This is a genomic window from Mesorhizobium sp. M4B.F.Ca.ET.203.01.1.1 (assembly GCF_004791025.1).
Lineage (GTDB): Bacteria > Pseudomonadota > Alphaproteobacteria > Rhizobiales > Rhizobiaceae > Mesorhizobium > Mesorhizobium abyssinicae.
Map to the genome: position 1 here is coordinate 443146 of NZ_SRUO01000005.1, position 17695 is coordinate 460840.

General features: G+C 66.3%; 19 protein-coding genes. 11 read left to right on the top strand and 8 right to left on the bottom strand.

Translation table 11 applies throughout. The annotated features are described in order from the left end of the window. Nucleotides 1-33 precede the first annotated feature (33 nt). Nucleotides 34-804 (bottom strand): IclR family transcriptional regulator C-terminal domain-containing protein, encoded by a 771-nt coding sequence (locus EN846_RS14710; RefSeq protein ID WP_127390980.1) that lies wholly within the window; start codon nucleotides 802-804, stop codon nucleotides 34-36. A gap of 106 nt (nucleotides 805-910) precedes the next feature. On the opposite strand from EN846_RS14710, the gene EN846_RS14715 reads away from it, so the two are divergent. From EN846_RS14715 to pcaF, 3 genes are read left to right on the top strand one after another with little or no spacing between them, the layout of a single operon-like run. Continuing rightward, the gene (locus EN846_RS14715; RefSeq protein ID WP_127390965.1) at nucleotides 911-1768 is read left to right on the top strand and encodes a CoA transferase subunit A; all 858 of its coding nucleotides are present in this window, start codon (nucleotides 911-913) and stop codon (nucleotides 1766-1768) included. Beyond that, nucleotides 1765-2568, top strand: coding sequence for a CoA-transferase subunit beta (locus tag EN846_RS14720; protein ID WP_127390964.1), 804 nt, complete (start codon nucleotides 1765-1767; stop codon nucleotides 2566-2568). Before EN846_RS14715 ends, EN846_RS14720 begins: the two co-directional genes overlap by 4 nt. Then, nucleotides 2569-3774 carry a 3-oxoadipyl-CoA thiolase gene (pcaF, locus tag EN846_RS14725; RefSeq protein ID WP_127390963.1) on the top strand — a complete coding sequence of 402 codons (1206 nt, stop codon included), beginning with the start codon at nucleotides 2569-2571 and terminating at the stop codon, nucleotides 3772-3774. A 13-nt stretch (nucleotides 3775-3787) separates the two neighbouring features. On the opposite strand, the gene pobA is transcribed toward pcaF, so the two are convergent. Genes pobA through pcaD form a run of 6 tightly spaced genes read right to left on the bottom strand, consistent with a single transcriptional unit; the run spans nucleotide 3788 to nucleotide 8583 of the window. Continuing rightward, nucleotides 3788-4954 carry a 4-hydroxybenzoate 3-monooxygenase gene (gene pobA, locus EN846_RS14730; protein ID WP_127390962.1) on the bottom strand — a complete coding sequence of 389 codons (1167 nt, stop codon included), beginning with the start codon at nucleotides 4952-4954 and terminating at the stop codon, nucleotides 3788-3790. Beyond that, the gene (locus EN846_RS14735; RefSeq protein ID WP_127390961.1) at nucleotides 4954-6006 is read right to left on the bottom strand and encodes a 3-carboxy-cis,cis-muconate cycloisomerase; all 1053 of its coding nucleotides are present in this window, start codon (nucleotides 6004-6006) and stop codon (nucleotides 4954-4956) included. Before EN846_RS14735 ends, pobA begins: the two co-directional genes overlap by 1 nt. 11 nt (nucleotides 6007-6017) lie before the next feature. Next, nucleotides 6018-6632: a protocatechuate 3,4-dioxygenase subunit alpha gene (gene pcaG / locus EN846_RS14740; RefSeq protein WP_127390960.1), complete on the bottom strand. Its 615-nt coding sequence runs from the start codon at nucleotides 6630-6632 to the stop codon at nucleotides 6018-6020. Then, nucleotides 6632-7384, bottom strand: coding sequence for a protocatechuate 3,4-dioxygenase subunit beta (gene pcaH, locus EN846_RS14745; protein ID WP_127390959.1), 753 nt, complete (start codon nucleotides 7382-7384; stop codon nucleotides 6632-6634). Before pcaH ends, pcaG begins: the two co-directional genes overlap by 1 nt. After that, nucleotides 7377-7781, bottom strand: coding sequence for a 4-carboxymuconolactone decarboxylase (gene pcaC, locus EN846_RS14750; protein ID WP_127390958.1), 405 nt, complete (start codon nucleotides 7779-7781; stop codon nucleotides 7377-7379). The genes pcaH and pcaC overlap by 8 nt, the downstream gene beginning before the upstream one ends. Then, nucleotides 7774-8583: a 3-oxoadipate enol-lactonase gene (gene pcaD, locus EN846_RS14755; RefSeq protein WP_127390957.1), complete on the bottom strand. Its 810-nt coding sequence runs from the start codon at nucleotides 8581-8583 to the stop codon at nucleotides 7774-7776. Before pcaD ends, pcaC begins: the two co-directional genes overlap by 8 nt. Before the next feature lie 92 nt (nucleotides 8584-8675). Between pcaD and pcaQ the strand changes: the two genes are divergently transcribed. The 8 genes from pcaQ to EN846_RS14795 all read left to right on the top strand — a co-directional run bounded on the left by pcaQ (nucleotide 8676) and on the right by EN846_RS14795 (nucleotide 16814). Next, on the top strand, nucleotides 8676-9593 hold the full coding sequence (gene pcaQ / locus EN846_RS14760) for a pca operon transcription factor PcaQ (protein WP_127390956.1): 918 nt from the start codon (nucleotides 8676-8678) through the stop codon (nucleotides 9591-9593). Nucleotides 9594-9776: 183 nt separating this feature from the next. After that, nucleotides 9777-11093, top strand: coding sequence for an ABC transporter substrate-binding protein (locus EN846_RS14765; RefSeq protein ID WP_127390955.1), 1317 nt, complete (start codon nucleotides 9777-9779; stop codon nucleotides 11091-11093). Nucleotides 11094-11124: 31 nt separating this feature from the next. After that, entirely contained in the window at nucleotides 11125-11859 is a 735-nt protein-coding gene (locus EN846_RS14770) for an ABC transporter ATP-binding protein (RefSeq protein ID WP_281015716.1), read from the top strand. Next, nucleotides 11856-12584 carry an ABC transporter ATP-binding protein gene (locus EN846_RS14775; protein ID WP_127390953.1) on the top strand — a complete coding sequence of 243 codons (729 nt, stop codon included), beginning with the start codon at nucleotides 11856-11858 and terminating at the stop codon, nucleotides 12582-12584. Before EN846_RS14770 ends, EN846_RS14775 begins: the two co-directional genes overlap by 4 nt. After that, nucleotides 12581-13477, top strand: a complete 897-nt coding sequence (locus tag EN846_RS14780) for a branched-chain amino acid ABC transporter permease (RefSeq protein WP_127390952.1) — start codon at nucleotides 12581-12583, stop codon at nucleotides 13475-13477. Before EN846_RS14775 ends, EN846_RS14780 begins: the two co-directional genes overlap by 4 nt. Then, the gene (locus tag EN846_RS14785; RefSeq protein WP_127390951.1) at nucleotides 13474-14535 is read left to right on the top strand and encodes a branched-chain amino acid ABC transporter permease; all 1062 of its coding nucleotides are present in this window, start codon (nucleotides 13474-13476) and stop codon (nucleotides 14533-14535) included. Before EN846_RS14780 ends, EN846_RS14785 begins: the two co-directional genes overlap by 4 nt. Before the next feature lie 2 nt (nucleotides 14536-14537). Beyond that, nucleotides 14538-15323 carry a coniferyl-alcohol dehydrogenase gene (locus EN846_RS14790; protein WP_127390950.1) on the top strand — a complete coding sequence of 262 codons (786 nt, stop codon included), beginning with the start codon at nucleotides 14538-14540 and terminating at the stop codon, nucleotides 15321-15323. Between the two features lie 45 nt (nucleotides 15324-15368). Then, a complete protein-coding gene (locus EN846_RS14795) occupies nucleotides 15369-16814 on the top strand; it encodes an aldehyde dehydrogenase (protein WP_135858660.1) in 1446 nt (481 codons plus the stop codon). Between the two features lie 19 nt (nucleotides 16815-16833). On the opposite strand, the gene EN846_RS14800 is transcribed toward EN846_RS14795, so the two are convergent. Next, a complete protein-coding gene (locus EN846_RS14800) occupies nucleotides 16834-17691 on the bottom strand; it encodes a sugar phosphate isomerase/epimerase family protein (RefSeq protein ID WP_128347139.1) in 858 nt (285 codons plus the stop codon). Between the last annotated feature and the right edge of the window lie 4 nt (nucleotides 17692-17695).

A 17695-nucleotide genomic window follows, 5' to 3' on the forward strand; every position in this document is an offset into this window, starting at 1 on the left:
GGACAATTGGCAACTGGCGGCGACGATCGCCAGTCAGACGAAGAAGAATTCCTCGACCCGCTGCTTGGCCTTGCGCAGCCCAGGCAGGATCTCGCGCTCCATCGCCTCGACCGAAAAGCGGGCCGACTGCGTCGAGACGTTGATGGCGGCGACGACCTGGCCGGTACGGTCGCTGATCGGTACGGCTATCGAACGCAGGCCGAGCTCCAGTTCCTCGTCGACAATGGCGAAGCCGTCCGTCTCGGCCTGTTGAACCGCCTTGGCCAGCAAGTCCCGCCTGACGATCGTCTTCGGCGTCCGCCGCTCGATCTTTGCATCGGCGAGGAAGGTCTTCATCTCACCGGCGCTCAGGCCGGAGAGCAGCACGCGACCCATCGATGTGCAGTAGGCGGGCAGCCTTGTGCCGACGTCCAGCGCCACGCTGAGGATGCGGCGGCCGGGGATGCGCGCGACATAGACGACATCCTCGCCCGACAGCACCGCGGCGTTGCAGGCCTCGTCGAATTGCGCGGCCACCTCGCGCATGATCGGCGCCGCGAAGGTCCACAGCGAGGCGCCGCCGAGCCAGGTCCGCGCGACGGTGAGCAGGCGCGGCGACAGTGAAAACAACCGGCCCGACTGAGTCGCGTAGCCGGTGGCGACCAGCGTCAGCAGAAAGCGGCGGGCGCCGGCGCGGGTCAGGCCCGCCTCCTCCGCCATCTCGGTCAGCGTCATGCCGGCCGGGTAGCGGGCGAGGATCTCCATCACCGCAAGGCCGCGCTCCAGCGAGCCGACATGATCGCGCGAACTGGCTTCGTCTTCCACGACTGGGCCCATGGCATTGACTCCCCGTCAGGGCAAGATTAGAAAGTATCTCATATAAAACATATGTTCGCAATGCGAACTTTCTTGCCAACGCCGGAGCCCAAGCATGGTGAAGTTCCTGCCGCTGAAGGAGGCTGTCGCAGAGAACCTGCACGACGGCGATACGGCCGCATTCGAGGGTTTCACCCATCTGATCCCGACCGCAGCCGCGCACGAAGCCATCCGCCAGGGCTTCCGTGATCTCACTTTGATCCGCATGACGCCTGACCTGATCTACGACCAGATGATCGGCATGGGCATGGCGAGAAAGATCATCTTCTCCTATGTCGGCAATCCCGGCGTCGGCCTGTTGCGGCGCGCCCGCGACGCCATCGAGAATGGCTTTCCGCGCGCGATCGAGATCGAAGAGCACAGCCACGCCGGCATGGCCAACGCCTATGAGGCGGGTGCTGCCGGCCTGCCTTGCGCTATCTTCCGCGGCTATCGCGGCGCCGGCCTCGCTTCGGTCAACCCTAACATAAGGTCGCTCACCTGCCCCTTCAGTGGCGAAGTGCTCGCCGCCGTTCCATCGATCCGGCCCGACGTCAGCTTCATCCATGCGCAGAAGGCCGACCGCAAAGGCAATGTGCTGGTCGAAGGCATCATCGGCATCCAGAAGGAAGCCGTGCTCGCAGCCAGGCGCGCCGTGGTGACGGTCGAGGAAGTGGTCGACAATTTCGACGATCTCCACCCCAACCTCACCGTTCTGCCGAGCTGGACGATATCGGCCATCTCGGTCGTGCCGGGCGGCTCGCATCCGTCCTACGCACACGGCTACTATGCGCGCGACAACGCCGCCTATCTCGAATGGGACGAGGTCGCCGCCGACCGCGACCGCTTCCAGGCATGGATGCAGAAGAACGTCATCGAGGGCAGCGCCGACGACTTCGCCGCCCGCGTCGAACATCTGAGGAAAGCCGCATGAGCGACGCCGGAAATTTGGGCTTCACGCCCAACGAAATGATGACGATCGCCGCCAGCCGCGCGCTGAAGAATGACGACGTCTGCTTCGTCGGCATCGGCGCGCCATCGGCCGCCTGCAACGTCGCGCGGCTCACCCATGCGCCGGACATCACGCTGATCTATGAGAGCGGCACCATCGGCACCGCGCCCGACGTGCTGCCGCTGTCAATCGGTGACGGCGAACTGTGCGAGACAGCAGTCACCACCGTCGCGGTGCCGGAGATGTTCCGCTACTGGCTGCAGGGCGGCCGCATCTCCATCGGCTTCCTCGGCGCGGCCCAGCTCGACAGGTTCGGCAACATCAACACCACCGTCATCGGCGACTACGCGCACCCGAAAACGCGCCTTCCCGGTGGCGGCGGCGCGCCGGAGATCGCCACCTCTTCAAAAGAGGTTTACATCACCATGGCGCAATCGAAACGCGGCATGGTCGAAAAGATCGACTTCTTCACCTCCTTCGGCCATGGCGAGGGCGGCGATCACCGCAAGCGGCTCGGCATCGATACGGCCGGCCCGACGCTTTTGATCACCGACCTTGCGATTTGGAAGCCGGATCCGGTCACCAAGGAATTCACCGTCGTGTCGTTGCATCCAGGCGTGACCCGCGAACAGGTGCAGGCGACCTGTGGCTGGGTGGTAAGATTTGCCGAGGCTCTTGACGAGACGCCGGCGCCGACGGAACTCGAGCTGACGACATTGCGCGATCTTCAGGCCCGCACCAAGGCGGCGCATGAGGGGACCGCCAAGGGGAAAGCTGCATAGATGACCGACGCCTTCATCTGCGACTACATCCGCACGCCGATCGGCCGCTTTGGCGGCGCGCTCTCCTCGGTGCGCGCCGATGATCTCGGCGCCATACCCTTGAAGGCTTTGGTCGAGCGCAACACGGGTGTCGATTGGGCTGCCGTCGACGACATCGTCTATGGCTGCGCCAACCAGGCAGGCGAGGACAACCGCAACGTCGCCCGTATGGCGCTGCTGCTCGCAGGCCTGCCCCAGGACATTCCGGGCTCCACCGTCAACCGCCTCTGCGGCTCGGGCATGGATGCCGTCACCATCGCGGCGCGCGCCATCAAGGCCGGCGAGGCCGAGCTGATGATCGCCGGTGGTGTCGAGTCGATGAGCCGCGCGCCCTTCGTCATGCCCAAGGCTGACACCGCCTTCTCGCGCAACGCCGAGATCCACGACACCACCATCGGCTGGCGCTTCGTCAACCCGCTGATGAAGAAACAGTATGGCGTCGATTCCATGCCGGAAACGGGCGAAAACGTTGCCGAGGACTTTGCCGTTTCGCGCGCCGACCAGGATGCCTTTGCCGTGCGCAGCCAGGACAAGGCTGTGGCGGCGCAAGCCAATGGCCGGCTGGCGAAGGAGATCACGCCGGTGACGATCCCGCAAAGGAAGGGCGACGCGATCGTGGTCGGCAAGGACGAGCATCCACGCGCCGGCACCACCATCGAGGCGCTGGCCAAACTGCCGACGCCGTTCCGCCAGGGCGGCACGGTGACCGCCGGCAATGCTTCCGGCGTCAATGACGGCGCGGCCGCCCTCGTCATCGCTTCGGAAGCAGCCGCGAAGAAACACGGCCTGACGCCGGTCGCCCGCATCCTTGGCGGTGCTGCCGCCGGCGTTGCGCCGCGCATCATGGGCATCGGCCCGGCGCCGGCAACGAAGAAACTCTGCGCCCGCCTCGGCCTGACGCCCGAGCGGTTCGACGTCGTCGAGCTCAACGAGGCCTTCGCCTCGCAGGGCATCGCGGTGCTGCGCCAGCTCGGCATCGCCGAGGACGCCGCGCACGTCAACCCGAATGGCGGTGCGATCGCGCTCGGCCACCCGCTCGGCATGTCGGGCGCCCGCATTACCGGCACGGCGGCGCTGGAGCTTCGCGAGCGCGGCGGCCGCTATGCGCTCGCAACCATGTGCATCGGCGTCGGCCAGGGTATTGCGATCGCGCTGGAGCGGGTTTGACGGGCCTTGCCGATCAATACGGCAGGCCGACGTAATTCTCCGCCAGAGCGGTAGACGCCGCTTTGGAATGCACGAGATAGTCGAGCTCGGCTTCCTGGATGCGCTGGCCGAATTCGCCCGTCTCGGGAAAACGGTGCAGGATCGTCGTCATCCACCACGAGAAACGTACCGCTTTCCAAACCCGCGCCAGCGCTTTGGCTGAATAGGCATCGAGCCCCGCCTGCGACCTCTCGCGATAGAATTCGCGAAGCCCGGCAAAGAGATAGCGCACGTCGCTGGCGGCAAGGTTGAGGCCCTTGGCGCCGGTCGGCGGCACGATATGGGCCGCGTCGCCGACCAGGAACAGCTTTCCGAAGCGCATCGGCTCGGCGACGAAGGAGCGCAGCGGCGCGATCGACTTTTCGAAAGACGGCCCGGTGGTGACGGCGGCGGCCGTCTGCGGCGGCAAGCGCCGGCGCAACTCGTCCCAGAAACGGTCGTCGGACCAGGCCTCGACGCGCTCGTCCGCCGGGCACTGCACATAGTAGCGGCTGCGGTGCGGCGAGCGCATCGAGCACAGCGCAAAGCCGCGCTCGTGATTGGCGTAGACCAGCTCGTGGTCGGCCGGCGGCACCTCCGCCAGCACGCCCAGCCAGCCGAACGGATAGGTCCGCTCGAAGGTCTTCAGCGCGCCCTCCGAGCGGCGGCTGACGCCGTGATAGCCGTCGCAGCCGGCGATGAAGTCGCAGTCGATGCGGTGGCCGACACCGTCCTTGTCATAGGTGACGAAAGGCGCCGTGCCATCGAAATCGTGAAGCGCGACATTGGCGGCTTCGTAGACGGTGACCAGCCCCGCCGCCTCGCGCTTGTCCATCAGATCATGCGTCACCTCGGTCTGGCCGTAGACGGTGACATGCTTGCCGCCGGTGAGCGCCGTGAGGTCGATGCGGTGCAGGCGACCGTCGAAGGCGAGCGAGATGCCGGCATGCGGCAGGCCTTCGGCGTGCAGCCTGTCCGCGGCGCCGGCCTCGCCGAGCAGGTCGACCGTGCCTTGCTCCAGCACGCCGGCGCGCACGCGGCCGAGCACATGCTCCCGGCTCGACCGTTCGAGAATGACCGTCTCGACACCGATGGTGGCGAGCAACTGGCCGAGCAGCAGGCCGGATGGGCCCGAGCCGATGATAGCAACCTGTGTACGCATCAGTGTCCGAGGCTTTCGATCTGTCCGGCAAGCTCCGCGGCGAGCCGGAGTGCTCCCGCTGTCGCCACCACCATCTGCGGCAGGATCAGCCATTCCAGTGTCCAGGCGGCGCCAGAGCGCTCCTGTTCGTGCACCAGCGCCTGGTGCATGCCGGCAAGCTGGGTGGCGTTGAAGCGGCCAAGGGCCACCAGCGCCTCCGCCTTCACCGGGTTCTGCTTGTGCGGCATCGCCGACGAGCCGCCGCCCGCGGACAGCTTGATGTCCATGCCACCTTGCGCCATCAGCGCGATGTCCTGGCCGAACTTGCCGAGACTGCCGGTCACCAGCGACAGCCAGCCGGCGAAATCGGCCAGCGCGTCGCGCTGGCTATGCCATTGCGCCGCATCGCCAAGGCCGAGTTTTGCGGCAAGGGCCGCCCGCACGGGCGCAGCCTTGTCGCCGAGTCTATCGAGCGTGCCAGCCGCGCCGCCGAACTGGACGACGAGCAGACGCGCGGACTGTTCCTTCAACCTGAGTTGGTGGCGCTCGAGCGGCGCCCGCCATGAGGCGATCCGATCTCCAACCGTGATCGGGATTGCCGGCTGCATGCGCGTCATCGCCATCAGCGCCCTGCCCCCGAAATCCTGTTCGAGGCCCGCAAGCCGCACGATGTTTTCGCTGAGCAGCAGGCCGATATGGTCGACCGCCCCGCTCAGCCGCAGCACCAGCGAGCTATCGATGACGTCCTGGCTGGTCGCGCCGAAATGAACGAACGCATTGTGCGGTTCGCCGACGGCGGCCTTGATCTGGCGTACCAGCTCCGGCACCACGACCCCGTCCCTGGCGACGCCGGCCCTGAGCCTGGCCGTGTCGGGCCGGAACGAGGTCAGAGCCGAGCCGATTGCCGTTGCGGCGTCGTTGGAAATCACGCCGCACTCGGCCTCGGCCTCGGCCAGGGCGCGCTCGAAAGCCAGCATCGCGTCGATGTCGGTTTCCACGGAAAAATGCCTTGCCGCTTCCTCGTCGCCAAGGAGAGCCGAAAGCAGCGGATGATCGAAGGGCGATACGGTCATGTTCAGGCCGGTCAGCTGTCGAAGAAGACCGTCTCCTTGTCGCCCTGCAGGTGGACATCGAAGACGTAGGTGTCGCCCTGGCGCTCGGCGATCAGCGTCGGGACGCGCAAGCGATGCTCGATGCGGGCAAGGATCGGATCCTCGCCATTGGCCTTTTCCTCGTCCGAGAAATAGAGCCGGGTATGGAGGCCGATATTGATGCCGCGCGCCACGATCCACAGCGTGATGTGCGGCGCCATCAGCCGCCCGTCGCGGAACGGCACGCGGCCTGGCTTGATCGTCTGGAACAGGCAGGCGCCCGTTTCCATGTCGGTCGGCTGCCGGCCCCAGCCCAAAAAGTTCGGATCGGCCGCGCCGCGCAATTCGGCCGGCGAATTGTAGAACCCGCTGGCATCGGCCTGCCAGATCTCGATCAGCGCGTCCTTGAGCGGCGCGCCGGCGCCGTCGAAAACGCGGATACGCAGCTCGATGCGCTCGCCCCTGGTCTCACCGTTGACCATGCACGAGCCAAGATCGCTCTCATAGACGCCGCCGATGCCGCAGAAATTCGGCGTCAGCCCGATATGAACGTAGGGTCCCGCGGTCTGCGAAGGGCTTTCCTTCAGCCGGTCGAGCGATTGCGCCATCAATTGCCCTCCGGCCTGTTCTCGAACAGCGTCGAGCGACGTCCGCGCAGCACGATATCGAACTTGTAGGCGAGCGCGTCCATCGGGATCGTCGACTGCATGTCGAGGGTTGCAATCAGCGCTTCGATGGCTGCCTTGTCGGAAATGCCGCCGACGATCGGGCAGCGCCAGATCAGCGGATCGCCTTCGAAATACATCTGCGTGATCAGCCGCTGCGCGAAACCCTTGCCGAACACCGAAAAATGGATATGGGCAGGGCGCCAGTCGTTCGGACCGTTCGGCCACGGATAGGGTCCCGGCCTGACGGTGCGAAAGGCGTAGCCGCCGTCATCGCCGGTGATGGTGCGGCCGCAGCCGCCAAAATTCGGATCGAGCGGCGCCAGATAGCCGTCCTTCTTGTGGCGGTAGCGGCCGCCGGCATTCGCTTGCCAGAATTCAAGCAGCACGCCCGGCACGCCCTTGCCCCGTTCGTCGAGCACCCGTCCATGCACGATGATGCGCTCGCCGATGGCGCTCTCGCCAGGCGTGGCGAAATTATGGATCAGGTCGTTGTCCAATTCGCCGAGCATGGCGTGCCCGAACACCGGGCCGGTGAGTTCCGACAGCGTATTGTCGAAGGAAAGCAGTGCCTTTTGCGGCGAGCGCAGCACCGAGCTCTTATAGGCGGGCGTCAGCGCCGTCGGATGCCAAAGGCGATCGCGCTGGAAGAAGGCGCCGGTCTCCGGCGCCCGGTTGGAGCCCGGCTCAGGCATGGGCATTCTCGTCCATCTGCGCGAACACCTCCTTGGCGATCCTGAAGGCGCGGTTTGCGGCCGGCACGCCGGCATAGATCGCGACATGCAGAAAGGCTTCGCAGATATCGTCGCGCGATGCGCCGGTGTTGGCGGTGGCGCGCACATGCATGGCCACCTCCTCGTCATGGCCGAGTGCCGCAAGCAGCGCCAGCGTCACGATCGAGCGCTCGCGCTTCGACCAGCCCGGCCGCGCCCACACCGTTCCCCACGCGGCCTCGGTGATCAGGTGCTGAAACGGCCGGTCGAAATCGGTGGCCGCATCCTCGGCCCGGTCGACATGGGGATCGCCGAGTACGGATCGCCGGACCTCAAGTCCGGTCCGGTATCGGGTTGTGTTCTTGGAAATGTCATCCATGGATTTGTTTTCCGCTGGGAAGCGATGCGACGAAATCGCGGATCAGCCTGGTAAACGGCCCGGGCTGCTCGACGCAGGGAATGTGGCCGGCATTGCGGATCATCTCGAAGCGCGCGCCAGGGATGAGATCGGCAAGCGAGCGCACGAGGTCGGGCGGCGTCGAGCCGTCCTGGTCGCCGACGACGCAAAGCGTCGGCACCGCGATGCGGCGCGCGGCCTCGGTGAAGTCAGCATCGCGAACGGCAGCGCAGGTGCCGATATAGCCGGCGAGCGGCTGCCTGGTCAGCATGTTCCAGCAGCCGTCGAGATCGGCCGAACGCTCCGCGTGGAAGGCAGGGGTGAACCACAGCTTGAGCACGGCGTCGGCGATCTCCTGGATGCCTTTGCTTTCGACCGTCGCGATGCGTGTGTTCCAGCTGTCGGCCGTGCCGATCTTGTGCGCCGTATCGCTCAGGATGAGGGCCTCGACGCTTTCGGGGCGCCGCGCATGGAAGCCCTGCGCGATCAGGCCGCCGACCGACAGGCCGCACAGCACGACCTTGGCAAGGCCGAAGTGATCGACGAGGCCGCAGAGGTCATCGACATGATCGTCGATCGAGCTGACGCCGCCGATGTCGGACAGCCCGTGCCCGCGCTTGTCATAGACGAGCGTCGGCATTTCATCGCCGAGCAGCGAGACAATTTCGTCCCAGATCCGGAAGTCGGTCCCCAGCGAATTCATGAATATGATCGGGCACGCATTGCCAGTCCCCGGCCTGTAGCGGTGGTGCAGCGTAACGCCGCCAATGCTGACGAATGGCACGATTTCGATCCTCCGATGTTAGCTTGCACTAGGTATTTGGTTCGGTAAAATGATATTTTGCGGCGTTTCATTAACTCCGAGGTTATCGAACCATGGCCGAAAGCCGCATCCGCTTCCGACACCTGCAAGCGTTTCTCGAAGTGGCGCGACAAGGCAGCGTGGCAAGGGCGGCCGAGTTCCTGCATGTCAGCGCCCCGGCCGTGACCAAGACCTTGCGCGAGCTGGAAGAGGCGCTCGGCATCGCCGTCGTCGAGCGCGACGGCCGCGGCATCCGCGTCACGCGGCTCGGCGAGATCTTCCTCGGCCATGCCGGCACGGCGATCACGGCACTGAAGCGCGGCGTCGATTCCGTCCGCCAGGACGGCGCCATCAACCGCCATCCGATCCGCATCGGTGCCTTGCCGACGGTGTCGGCGCGGGTGATGCCGCTCGCCATGAGCCTGTTCCTCGGGGAGAACACGGGCGCCGCCCTCAAGATCGTCACCGGCGAGAACGCGGTGCTGCTGGAACAGCTGCGCGTCGGCGCGCTCGATCTCGTCGTCGGCCGGCTGGCGGCGCCGGAGCACATGACCGGCTTCTTCTTCGAGCATCTCTATTCCGAACAGGTGTTGTTCGTGGTGCGGGCCGGACACCCGCTGTCGGAACCGGGGGCGGACATCTTCGCCCGCCTCGACGAATTCCCTGTGCTGATGCCGACGCGGGAGTCCGTCATCCGCCCCTTCGTCGACCGCCTGTTCATCACCAATGGCATGACCGCGCCGGCCACCGAAATCGAGACCGTTTCGGATTCCTTCGGCCGTTCCTTCATGCGCCAGAGCAACGCGGTGTGGATCATCTCGGCCGGCGTCGTCGCCAACGAGATCGCCAGCGGCGCCTTCGTCGCCTTGCCGGTCGACACCGAGGAGACCAAGGGACCGGTCGGCCTGACCATGCGCACCGACACTGCCCCCTCGCCGGCCTTTTCCATCCTGCTGCAGACGATCCGCGAGGCGGCGCGGCATAACGCCTGACAACGGACTCCGTTCGGCGTGGCCTTTCGTAACCTATGGGTTAATGAAACACCGCAAAATATCATTTTACCGAACCAAACCGCTAGTGCAATGTGACCGTGGAGGATCAAGGCCGAGCCCTGTCTGGCGGCACCGGAAAACCGGTACCGGCCCATACGGGGACGGCCACGGAGGGAGGAGCAGATGACCAGGACTATCGGCAGCAAACCCGTTGTCGCCGGCATGTCGCGACGCCAGTTCATTGCCACTTCGGTGGCCGGCGGCGCGGCTCTTGCGCTCGGCCGCGGCAAGGCCTTCGCGCAGGCCGCGGACACCCTGAAGGTCGGCTTCGTCAGCCCGCGCACCGGGCCTCTCGGCGGTTTCGGCGAGACCGACGGCTACGTGCTCGACCTCGCCCGCAAGGCGCTCGCCAATGGCATCGAGCTCGGCGGCAAGAAATACAGTGTCGAGATCCTCGATCAGGATACGCAATCCGATCCCTCCCGCGCCGGCCAACTCGCCAAGGACCTGATCAACAACCAGGCCATCGACCTGATGCTCGCCGTCTCGACGCCTGAGGTGATCAACCCCGTAGCCGATGCTTGCGAAGCGGCCGGCGTACCTTGCCTGTCCACCGTCATGCCGTGGGAAGCCTGGTATTTCGGCCGCGGCGCCAAGCCGGGCCAGCCTTCGCCGTTCAAATGGACCTATCATTTCGGCTTCGGCGTCGACGAATTCTTCAAGGCCTATGTCTCGCAGTGGAATCTGATCGAGACCAACAAGAAGGTCGGCGTCATGTATCCGAACGACGCCGACGGCAATGCCATCCGTGCCCATCTTGCGCCGCTGCTCGCCAAGCAGGGCTTCACCATCGTCGACCCCGGCGCCTACGAGACCGGCACCACCGACTATTCCTCGCAGATCGCGCTGTTCAAGCAGGAAGGCGTCGAGATCTTCAATTCCTTCCCGATCCCGCCGGATTTCGCCGCCTTCTGGCGCCAGGCGGCGCAGCAGGGCCTGACCCGGCAGATCAAGATCGCCCAGGTCGCCAAGACCGGCCTGTTCCCGTCCGACATCGAGGCGCTCGGCGACCTCGGCATGAAGATTGCGAGCGCCGCTTACTGGCACAAGGCCTTCCCCTACAAGTCGCCGCTCACTGGTGTTTCCGGGACCGAGCTGGCCGACGGCTACGAAGCGGCGAGCGGCAAGCAGTGGACGCAGCAGCTCGGCGCCACGATGTCGCTGCTCGACGCCGGCTTCGAAGCGCTGAAGTCCAGCACCGACGCCAAGGACAAGGCGGCGGTCGCCAAGGCGCTGAGCGCGCTCAACACCGAGACGATGATCGGCAAGGTCGATTTCACCAGCGGCCCCGTCGCCAACGTCTCGCCCGGCCCGATCATCGGCACGCAGTGGGTGGCGGCGAAGGAAGGCAGCAAGTTCCCGCTCGATTATGTCGTGACCGAAAACGCCACCGACCCGAAGGTGCCGGTCGAAGCCAAGCTGCAGCCGTACAACGGCTGATTGGACTGCTGACGGGGTTCGCATCGTGACCATTTTGCCCAACGCTGCGATCCTCGATGCCGCCGGCATCCACAAGCGCTTCGGCGCGCTGGTGGTGCTCGACGACATCGACTTCGCCATGGGAGCCGACGAGGCGGTCGGCATTGTCGGCCCGAACGGCGCCGGCAAGACGACATTGCTCAGCGTGCTGTCCGGCGCCTATCCGCCCAGTGCCGGCACCGTCGCCTTCAAAGGCGGCGACGTCACCGCGCTGCCGGCCACAGCGCGCTGCCGCCTCGGCCTCGTGCGCACGCATCAGGTGCCGAAGCCTTTCGGCGGCATGACCACCTTTGAGAACGTCTTCGTTGCCGCCTCGCATGGCGCCGGCCTCAAGCGCGACGAAGCCTATGAGGAAGCGCTTGGCTCGCTGAAACTCTGCGGCATGCTGGGCGTTGCCAACCGGCGCGCCGAGACGCTCGGCCTGCTCGACCGCAAGCGGCTGGAACTCGCCCGGGCGCTCGCTGCCAGGCCGACGCTGCTTCTGCTGGACGAAATCGGCGGCGGCCTGACCGACGGCGAGGCCGGCGAGTTGGTCGAGACCATCAGGGAATTGCGGCGCCGCAAGATCGGCATCGTCTGGATCGAGCACATCGTCCACATCCTGCTGCAGGTGGCCGAGCGACTGATCTGCATGGATGCCGGAAAGATCATCGCCGACGGCGATCCGCAAGCGGTAATGGCCAACCCGCAGGTGATCAGCGCCTATCTCGGCGGAGGCCCGAAATGAGCCTGCTTTCGGTCGAGGATCTCGTTGTCCGCCACGGCCTGTTGCAGGCGGTACGCGGCGTCAGCTTCACCGTCGAGCGCGGCGAGACGCTGGCGCTGGTCGGCGCCAACGGCGCCGGCAAGACGACGCTGCTGCGCGCCATTGCCGGAGCGCATCCGCAGGCATCGGGTCGCGTGCGGTTCGACGGCGCCGACCTCTCCGGGGTGCCCTCGCACAGCAGAGTCGGCATGGGCATCGCGCTGGTGCCCGAAGGCAGGAAACTGTTCGTCGAGATGACGGTCGAGGAAAACCTACTGCTCGGCAAGACGGCCGGCCGCCCCGGCGACTGGAGCGTCGACAAGGTGCTCGACACGTTTCCCAACCTCAAGCCGCGCCGCCATTCAAGGACCGGCCATCTGTCCGGCGGCGAGCAGCAGGCGACCGCTATCGGCCGCGCGCTGATGAGCAATCCGGAATTGCTGCTGCTCGACGAGGTCTCGCTCGGCCTGTCGCCGCTGGTCGTCGACCGCGTATACGCCTCGCTGCACGGCCTGATCAGTTCCGGCACGACGATCATCCTGGTCGAGCAGGATCTCAACCGTGCCCTCTCCGTCTCCGACAAGGTCATCTGCATGCTGGAGGGAAGGATCGCGCTTGCGGGAGACAGCAAGAGCGTGTCGCGCGACGAAGTGACGAAGGCCTATTTCGGCCTGCACCGGCAAGCCGCCGGAGGCGTGCCGGCATGACCAACCAGATCGTCCAGGGCATCCTGCTCGGCGGCTACTACGCGCTGATCGCCTGCGGCCTCTCCTTCATGTTTTCGGTGATGCGCATCATCAACCTCGCCCATGGCAGCCTCGCCGTGCTGTCTGCCTTCGCGCTGTGGCTGCTCGCCTCGCGCTTCCACATTTCACCCTTCCTTGGACTGCTGATCGTCCTGCCGCTGATGGCCGCGATCGGCTGGGCCTTGCAGCGCTTCCTGCTCGAACGCAGCGCGCGTGGCGGTGCGCTGTTGCCGATCCTAACGACCTTCGGCCTCGCAATCGTCATCGACAATCTCTTGTTCGAGCAGTTCGGCGCCGACACGCGCTCGCTGGCGCCCTTTATCGGCAGCCTCTCCTACGATTCCTGGGAATGGCCAGGCAGCATCTATGTCGGCAAGCTCGCGGTCATCATCTTCGTCACCGCCGTGGGGCTGCTTGGCGGGCTGCAGCTCTTCCTCACCCGCACCGGCCTTGGCCGCGCGATCCGCGCCACCTCGGCGGACCCTGATACGGCCGGCCTGGTCGGCATCGATGCGCGCCGCGCCAATGCGGTCGCCGCATCCATCGCCATGGTGACGGTCGGCCTCGCCGGCGCCTTCCTCGGTATGCGCGCCACCTTCGATCCCTATGCCGGCGCGCCGCAGTTGCTGTTCGCCTTCGAGGCGGCGGTCATCGGCGGCGCCGGCTCACTGTGGGGCACGCTGATCGGCGGCATCGTGCTGGCGCTCGCCCAGACGCTCGGCGCCCAGGTGCATCCGCAGGGCTTCCTGATCGGCGGCCATGTCGCGTTCCTGATCGCGCTGTTCATACGCCTGTCCACCTCCGGCCTCGGCCTGCGCGGCCTGCTGCGCCTGCCCGCGGGGAAGGCATCATGAGCGCCGCCTCCCCTGTCATCGAGCGCGGCACCGCCGCCTCGCGCATTGCCGCGATCGCGGTGGCCCTGATCATCGCGCTGCTGGCGATCGCGCCGCAATTCCTGTCGGCAGGCGCCGTCGACCGCATGACCGCGCTGTTCATCTATGTGATCCTCGCGGCGATGTGGAACGCGCTCGCCGGTTTCGGCGGACTGGTCTCGGTCGGCCAGCAAGTGTTCTTCGGCCTCGGCGCCTATTTCAGCATCCGGCTGGCGGATGCCGGCCTCAATCCCTTCGTCGCGCTCTTCGTTTCGGCGATCGTCGTCGGCGCTGTCTCCTGGCCGATCTCGCTGTTCATGCTGCGGCTCAGGAACGGCGAGTTCGCTATCGGCATGTGGGTGATCGCGGCGCTGACCCATCTCCTCGTCAACCTCGACCGGCTGGTGCAGGGCGAGACCGGCACGTCGCTGATCTCGCTCAACGTCTATGACGCTTCGACCAGACGCGTGGCGATCTACTGGCTGGCGCTGGCGTCGATGACCGCCCTGCTTGCCGTCCTGTTCGGCCTGCTGCGCGGCAGCACGGGTGCCGCCATCCGCGCCATCCGCGACAACGAGGATGCGGCAGCCTCGGTCGGGGTGCGCGTTACCGGCACCAAGCGGCTGCTTTTCGTTCTCGCCGCCTTTGGCATCGGCATTGCCGGCGCGCTGTGGCTGGCGACCTCGATCACCTTCCAGCCGAAGACCTACTTCAGCGTCCAGTGGACGGCCTACATGATCTTCATGGTGCTGGTCGGCGGCATCGGCACCTTTGAGGGCGCAATCCTTGGCGCCTTGCTCTTCTTCCTCATCGAGACCTGGTTCGGCGGCGCCGGCGTCTGGTACCTGATCGGCCTCGGCGCCACAGCGCTCGCCTTCTCGCTGCTGTTGCCGCGCGGCCTGTGGGGAACCCTGGAGGAGCGATTTGGGCTTCGGCTGCTGCCCGTCGGCTATAGCGTCAGGATTCCCGTCAACGCGACCCTAACGACGGGCGAGACGGCCTCGCCGGCACAGACAACGACATCTCGGGAGAAGGCCTGACCATGCTTTTCGGCAAGACCATCCTCATCACCGGCGTCGCCTCCGGCATCGGCGCCCGCACGGCGGAACTCGCCGGTCAACTTGGCGCCGACGTGATCGGCGTCGACGTGCGTGAGCCAGCAGCAAGTGCTGGCAGCTTCGTCAAGGCCGACATCTCGTCGAAGGCCGGCGTCGACGAACTGGTGGCACGGCTGCCGCAGCGCCTCGATGCGCTCTGCAACGTCGCCGGCCTTTCCGGCAACACCGGCGCCGTGTCGACGCTCGCCGTCAATTTCTACGGACTGCGTGCGCTTTCCGAGGCTCTGGCGCCGAAGCTTCGCGAAGGCGGCGCCATCGTCAACGTCGCCTCGATCGCCGGCTTCGGCTGGCGCGCCAATCTCAACCGCGCCGCTTCGATGATCGGCACCGAGGGCTTTCCCGATGTCGCCAGGGTGGTCGCCGACCATGCGGTCAAGAACGAGGAAGGCTATCCGGTCTCGAAGGAGCTTCTGCTGCTGTGGACCTTCCGCGCCGCGCATCAGGAGCGTTTCAAGAGCCGCGGCATCCGCGTTAATGCGGTCAGCCCAGGCCCGGTCGAGACGCCGATCCTGAAGCAGTTCCGCGCCGTGCTCGGCGACGACCGCGTCGACAGCGATATTTCGCGAGTGGGTCGTGCCGGCACGTCGGGCGATATCGCGCCGGTCGTGCTGTTCCTGTGCTCGGATGGCGCGCGCTGGATCAACGGCGCCAACGTGCCGGTCGACGGCGGCCTCGAGGCCTCGATCAACGCCGAGGTGCTCGGCTTCTAATTTCCAACTTTTGCAACGCTCCGCCGGGGGCGAGGGAGAGACCAAATGGATATCGGACTTCTGATCGACGGCGACGAAAGGACTGCAACGGGCAAGGCTTCCTTCGACCGCCTGGACCCCTTCACCGGCAAGCTGGCGACGCGCGCCGCCGCCGCCAGCATCGCCGACGCCAATGCCGCCGTCGACGCAGCTGCCGCGGCTTTCCCGGCCTGGTCGCGGACGGGCCCAGGCGAGCGCCGCGCTTTGCTTTCCAAGGCCGCCGAGGTGATGGCCTCCAAGGTCGGCGAATTCACCAGGCTGATGATGGAGGAGACCGGAGCGACCGGGCCATGGGCCGGCTTCAACGTCATGCTGGCCGCCAACATGCTGCGCGAGGCAGCCGCCATGACGACGCAGATCTCGGGCGAGATCATCCCCTCGGACAAGCCGGGCACGCTTGCCATGGCGATCCGCCAGCCGGCCGGCGTCTGCCTCGGCATCGCGCCCTGGAACGCACCCGTCATTCTCGGCACCCGCGCGCTGGCGATGCCGCTCGCCTGCGGCAACACGGTGGTGCTCAAGGCCTCCGAGATGTGCCCCGGCACGCATCGCCTGATCGGCCAGGTGCTGGTCGAGGCCGGCCTGCCGAAGGGCGTCGTCAATGTCGTCACCAACGACCCGAAGGATGCCGCCGGCATCGTCGAGGCGCTCGTCGCGCATCCGGCGGTGAAGCGCGTCAATTTCACCGGCTCGACCAAGGTCGGCCGCATCATCGCCGAGCTCGCCGGGCGCCATCTCAAGCCGGCCCTGCTCGAGCTTGGCGGCAAGGCGCCGCTTCTTGTGCTTGACGATGCCGACATCGACGCGGCGGTCAACGCCGCGACCTTCGGCGCCTTCATGCATCAGGGCCAGATCTGCATGTCGACGGAGCGGCTGATCGTCGACGAGAAGGTCGCCGACGAGTTCGTCGCCAAGCTTGCCGCCCGCGCCGCGCAGCTTCCGGCCGGCGACCCGCGCGGCCATGTCGTGCTTGGCTCGCTGATCAGCAGCCAGGCCGCCGACAAGATGGAGGAACTGGTCGCCGACGCCGTCGCCAAGGGTGCGAAGCTCGTCGCGGGCGGCAAGCGTACCGGCACAGTGGTGGACGCAACGCTGCTTGATCACGTGACGCCTTCGATGCGCGTCTATGCCGAAGAATCCTTCGGGCCGGTCAAGCCAGTCATTCGCGTCAAGGGCGAGGACGAGGCGGTGCGCGTCGCTAACGACACCGAATACGGCCTGTCGTCGGCCGTCTTCAGCCGTGACATCAAGCGCGCCATGGCGGTCGCTGCCCGCATTCAGGCCGGCATCTGCCACATCAACGGCCCGACCGTCGGCGACGAGGCGCAGATGCCGTTCGGCGGCGTCAAAGGTTCCGGCTACGGCCGCTTCGGCGGCAAGGCCTCGATCGCCGAATTCACCGACCTGCGCTGGGTGACGATCGAGGATCCCGGCCAGCACTACCCGTTCTGACGGAGAGCCTGGCGACCTTCTATCTGCCGAGGCTCAGCCCTGCCTTCCTCGCCTCGTCGCGCAGGAACGGCAGGCCGACCTCGATGACGTCGCGCGGGTCTTCAGTCACCGGGCGCCACACCGCCAGTCCGCCGGCGATGTCGACGTCGACATGGTTCATGCTTTCGAGCGTGATCGGCCCCTCGTAGCCGATGTCGGCGATCGCCTTCATGCAGGCCGCCCAGTTGATCATGCCGCGCCCCGGCACGCCGCGGTTGGCTTCCGACACGTGCACATAGCCGAGGAAGGGTGCGGCCGCCTCGAAGCCGGCGGCAAAGCTCTCCTCCTCGATATGCATGTGATAGGTGTCGAGATGGATGAAGATGTTGTCGGCGCCGATGCGCTCGATGATCCGGGCCGCATCGATGCCGCGGTTGATCAGATGCGTCTCGTAGCGGTTGCAGGGCTCGATGCCGAGCTTCAGCCCGCGCGCCTTCGCCGACTTCGCCGCCCGTTCGAGGAAGCGGCACATGCCGTCGATCTCCTTGCGCGTCGGCGCCCGGCCGGTGGTCTTGCCGATCGTGCCGTAGGTGACGCCGCCGAGCGCTTCGCTGCCGACCTCGTTGCAGACCTTGAAGGCGGGCTGCAGGAAGTCGAGCGCCTCGTCCGGTCGCTCGACCACGTCGAGGGAACGCGGCAGGCCGAGCGACGGGATCAGCTCGACGCCATAGTGGGTAGCGAAGCCCCGCGTGCGTTTGGTGTCGATCTCCTCAGGGCGCAGCAGCGGAATTTCCATCAGGCCGATGCCGTGTTCCTTCAGCCGGTCCATCTGCGGCTCGATGCGGGCAAGGTCCCAGACCGGAGCGATGGCGAAAGTGTGCAGTCCAAAAGTGTTCATGAGC

Bases quoted from the DNA above. Each gene is read 5' to 3' on its own strand.
- EN846_RS14715 (WP_127390965.1), top strand. From the start codon at position 911: ATGGTGAAGTTCCTGCCGCTGAAGGAGGCTGTCGCAGAGAACCTGCAC.
- EN846_RS14720 (WP_127390964.1), top strand. From the start codon at position 1,765: ATGAGCGACGCCGGAAATTTGGGCTTCACGCCCAACGAAATGATGACG.
- pcaF (WP_127390963.1), top strand. From the start codon at position 2,569: ATGACCGACGCCTTCATCTGCGACTACATCCGCACGCCGATCGGCCGC.
- pobA (WP_127390962.1), bottom strand. From the start codon at position 4,954: ATGCGTACACAGGTTGCTATCATCGGCTCGGGCCCATCCGGCCTGCTG.
- EN846_RS14735 (WP_127390961.1), bottom strand. From the start codon at position 6,006: ATGACCGTATCGCCCTTCGATCATCCGCTGCTTTCGGCTCTCCTTGGC.
- pcaG (WP_127390960.1), bottom strand. From the start codon at position 6,632: ATGGCGCAATCGCTCGACCGGCTGAAGGAAAGCCCTTCGCAGACCGCG.
- pcaH (WP_127390959.1), bottom strand. From the start codon at position 7,384: ATGCCTGAGCCGGGCTCCAACCGGGCGCCGGAGACCGGCGCCTTCTTC.
- pcaC (WP_127390958.1), bottom strand. From the start codon at position 7,781: ATGGATGACATTTCCAAGAACACAACCCGATACCGGACCGGACTTGAG.
- pcaQ (WP_127390956.1), top strand. From the start codon at position 8,676: ATGGCCGAAAGCCGCATCCGCTTCCGACACCTGCAAGCGTTTCTCGAA.
- EN846_RS14765 (WP_127390955.1), top strand. From the start codon at position 9,777: ATGACCAGGACTATCGGCAGCAAACCCGTTGTCGCCGGCATGTCGCGA.
- EN846_RS14775 (WP_127390953.1), top strand. From the start codon at position 11,856: ATGAGCCTGCTTTCGGTCGAGGATCTCGTTGTCCGCCACGGCCTGTTG.
- EN846_RS14780 (WP_127390952.1), top strand. From the start codon at position 12,581: ATGACCAACCAGATCGTCCAGGGCATCCTGCTCGGCGGCTACTACGCG.
- EN846_RS14785 (WP_127390951.1), top strand. From the start codon at position 13,474: ATGAGCGCCGCCTCCCCTGTCATCGAGCGCGGCACCGCCGCCTCGCGC.
- EN846_RS14790 (WP_127390950.1), top strand. From the start codon at position 14,538: ATGCTTTTCGGCAAGACCATCCTCATCACCGGCGTCGCCTCCGGCATC.
- EN846_RS14795 (WP_135858660.1), top strand. From the start codon at position 15,369: ATGGATATCGGACTTCTGATCGACGGCGACGAAAGGACTGCAACGGGC.
- EN846_RS14800 (WP_128347139.1), bottom strand. From the start codon at position 17,691: ATGAACACTTTTGGACTGCACACTTTCGCCATCGCTCCGGTCTGGGAC.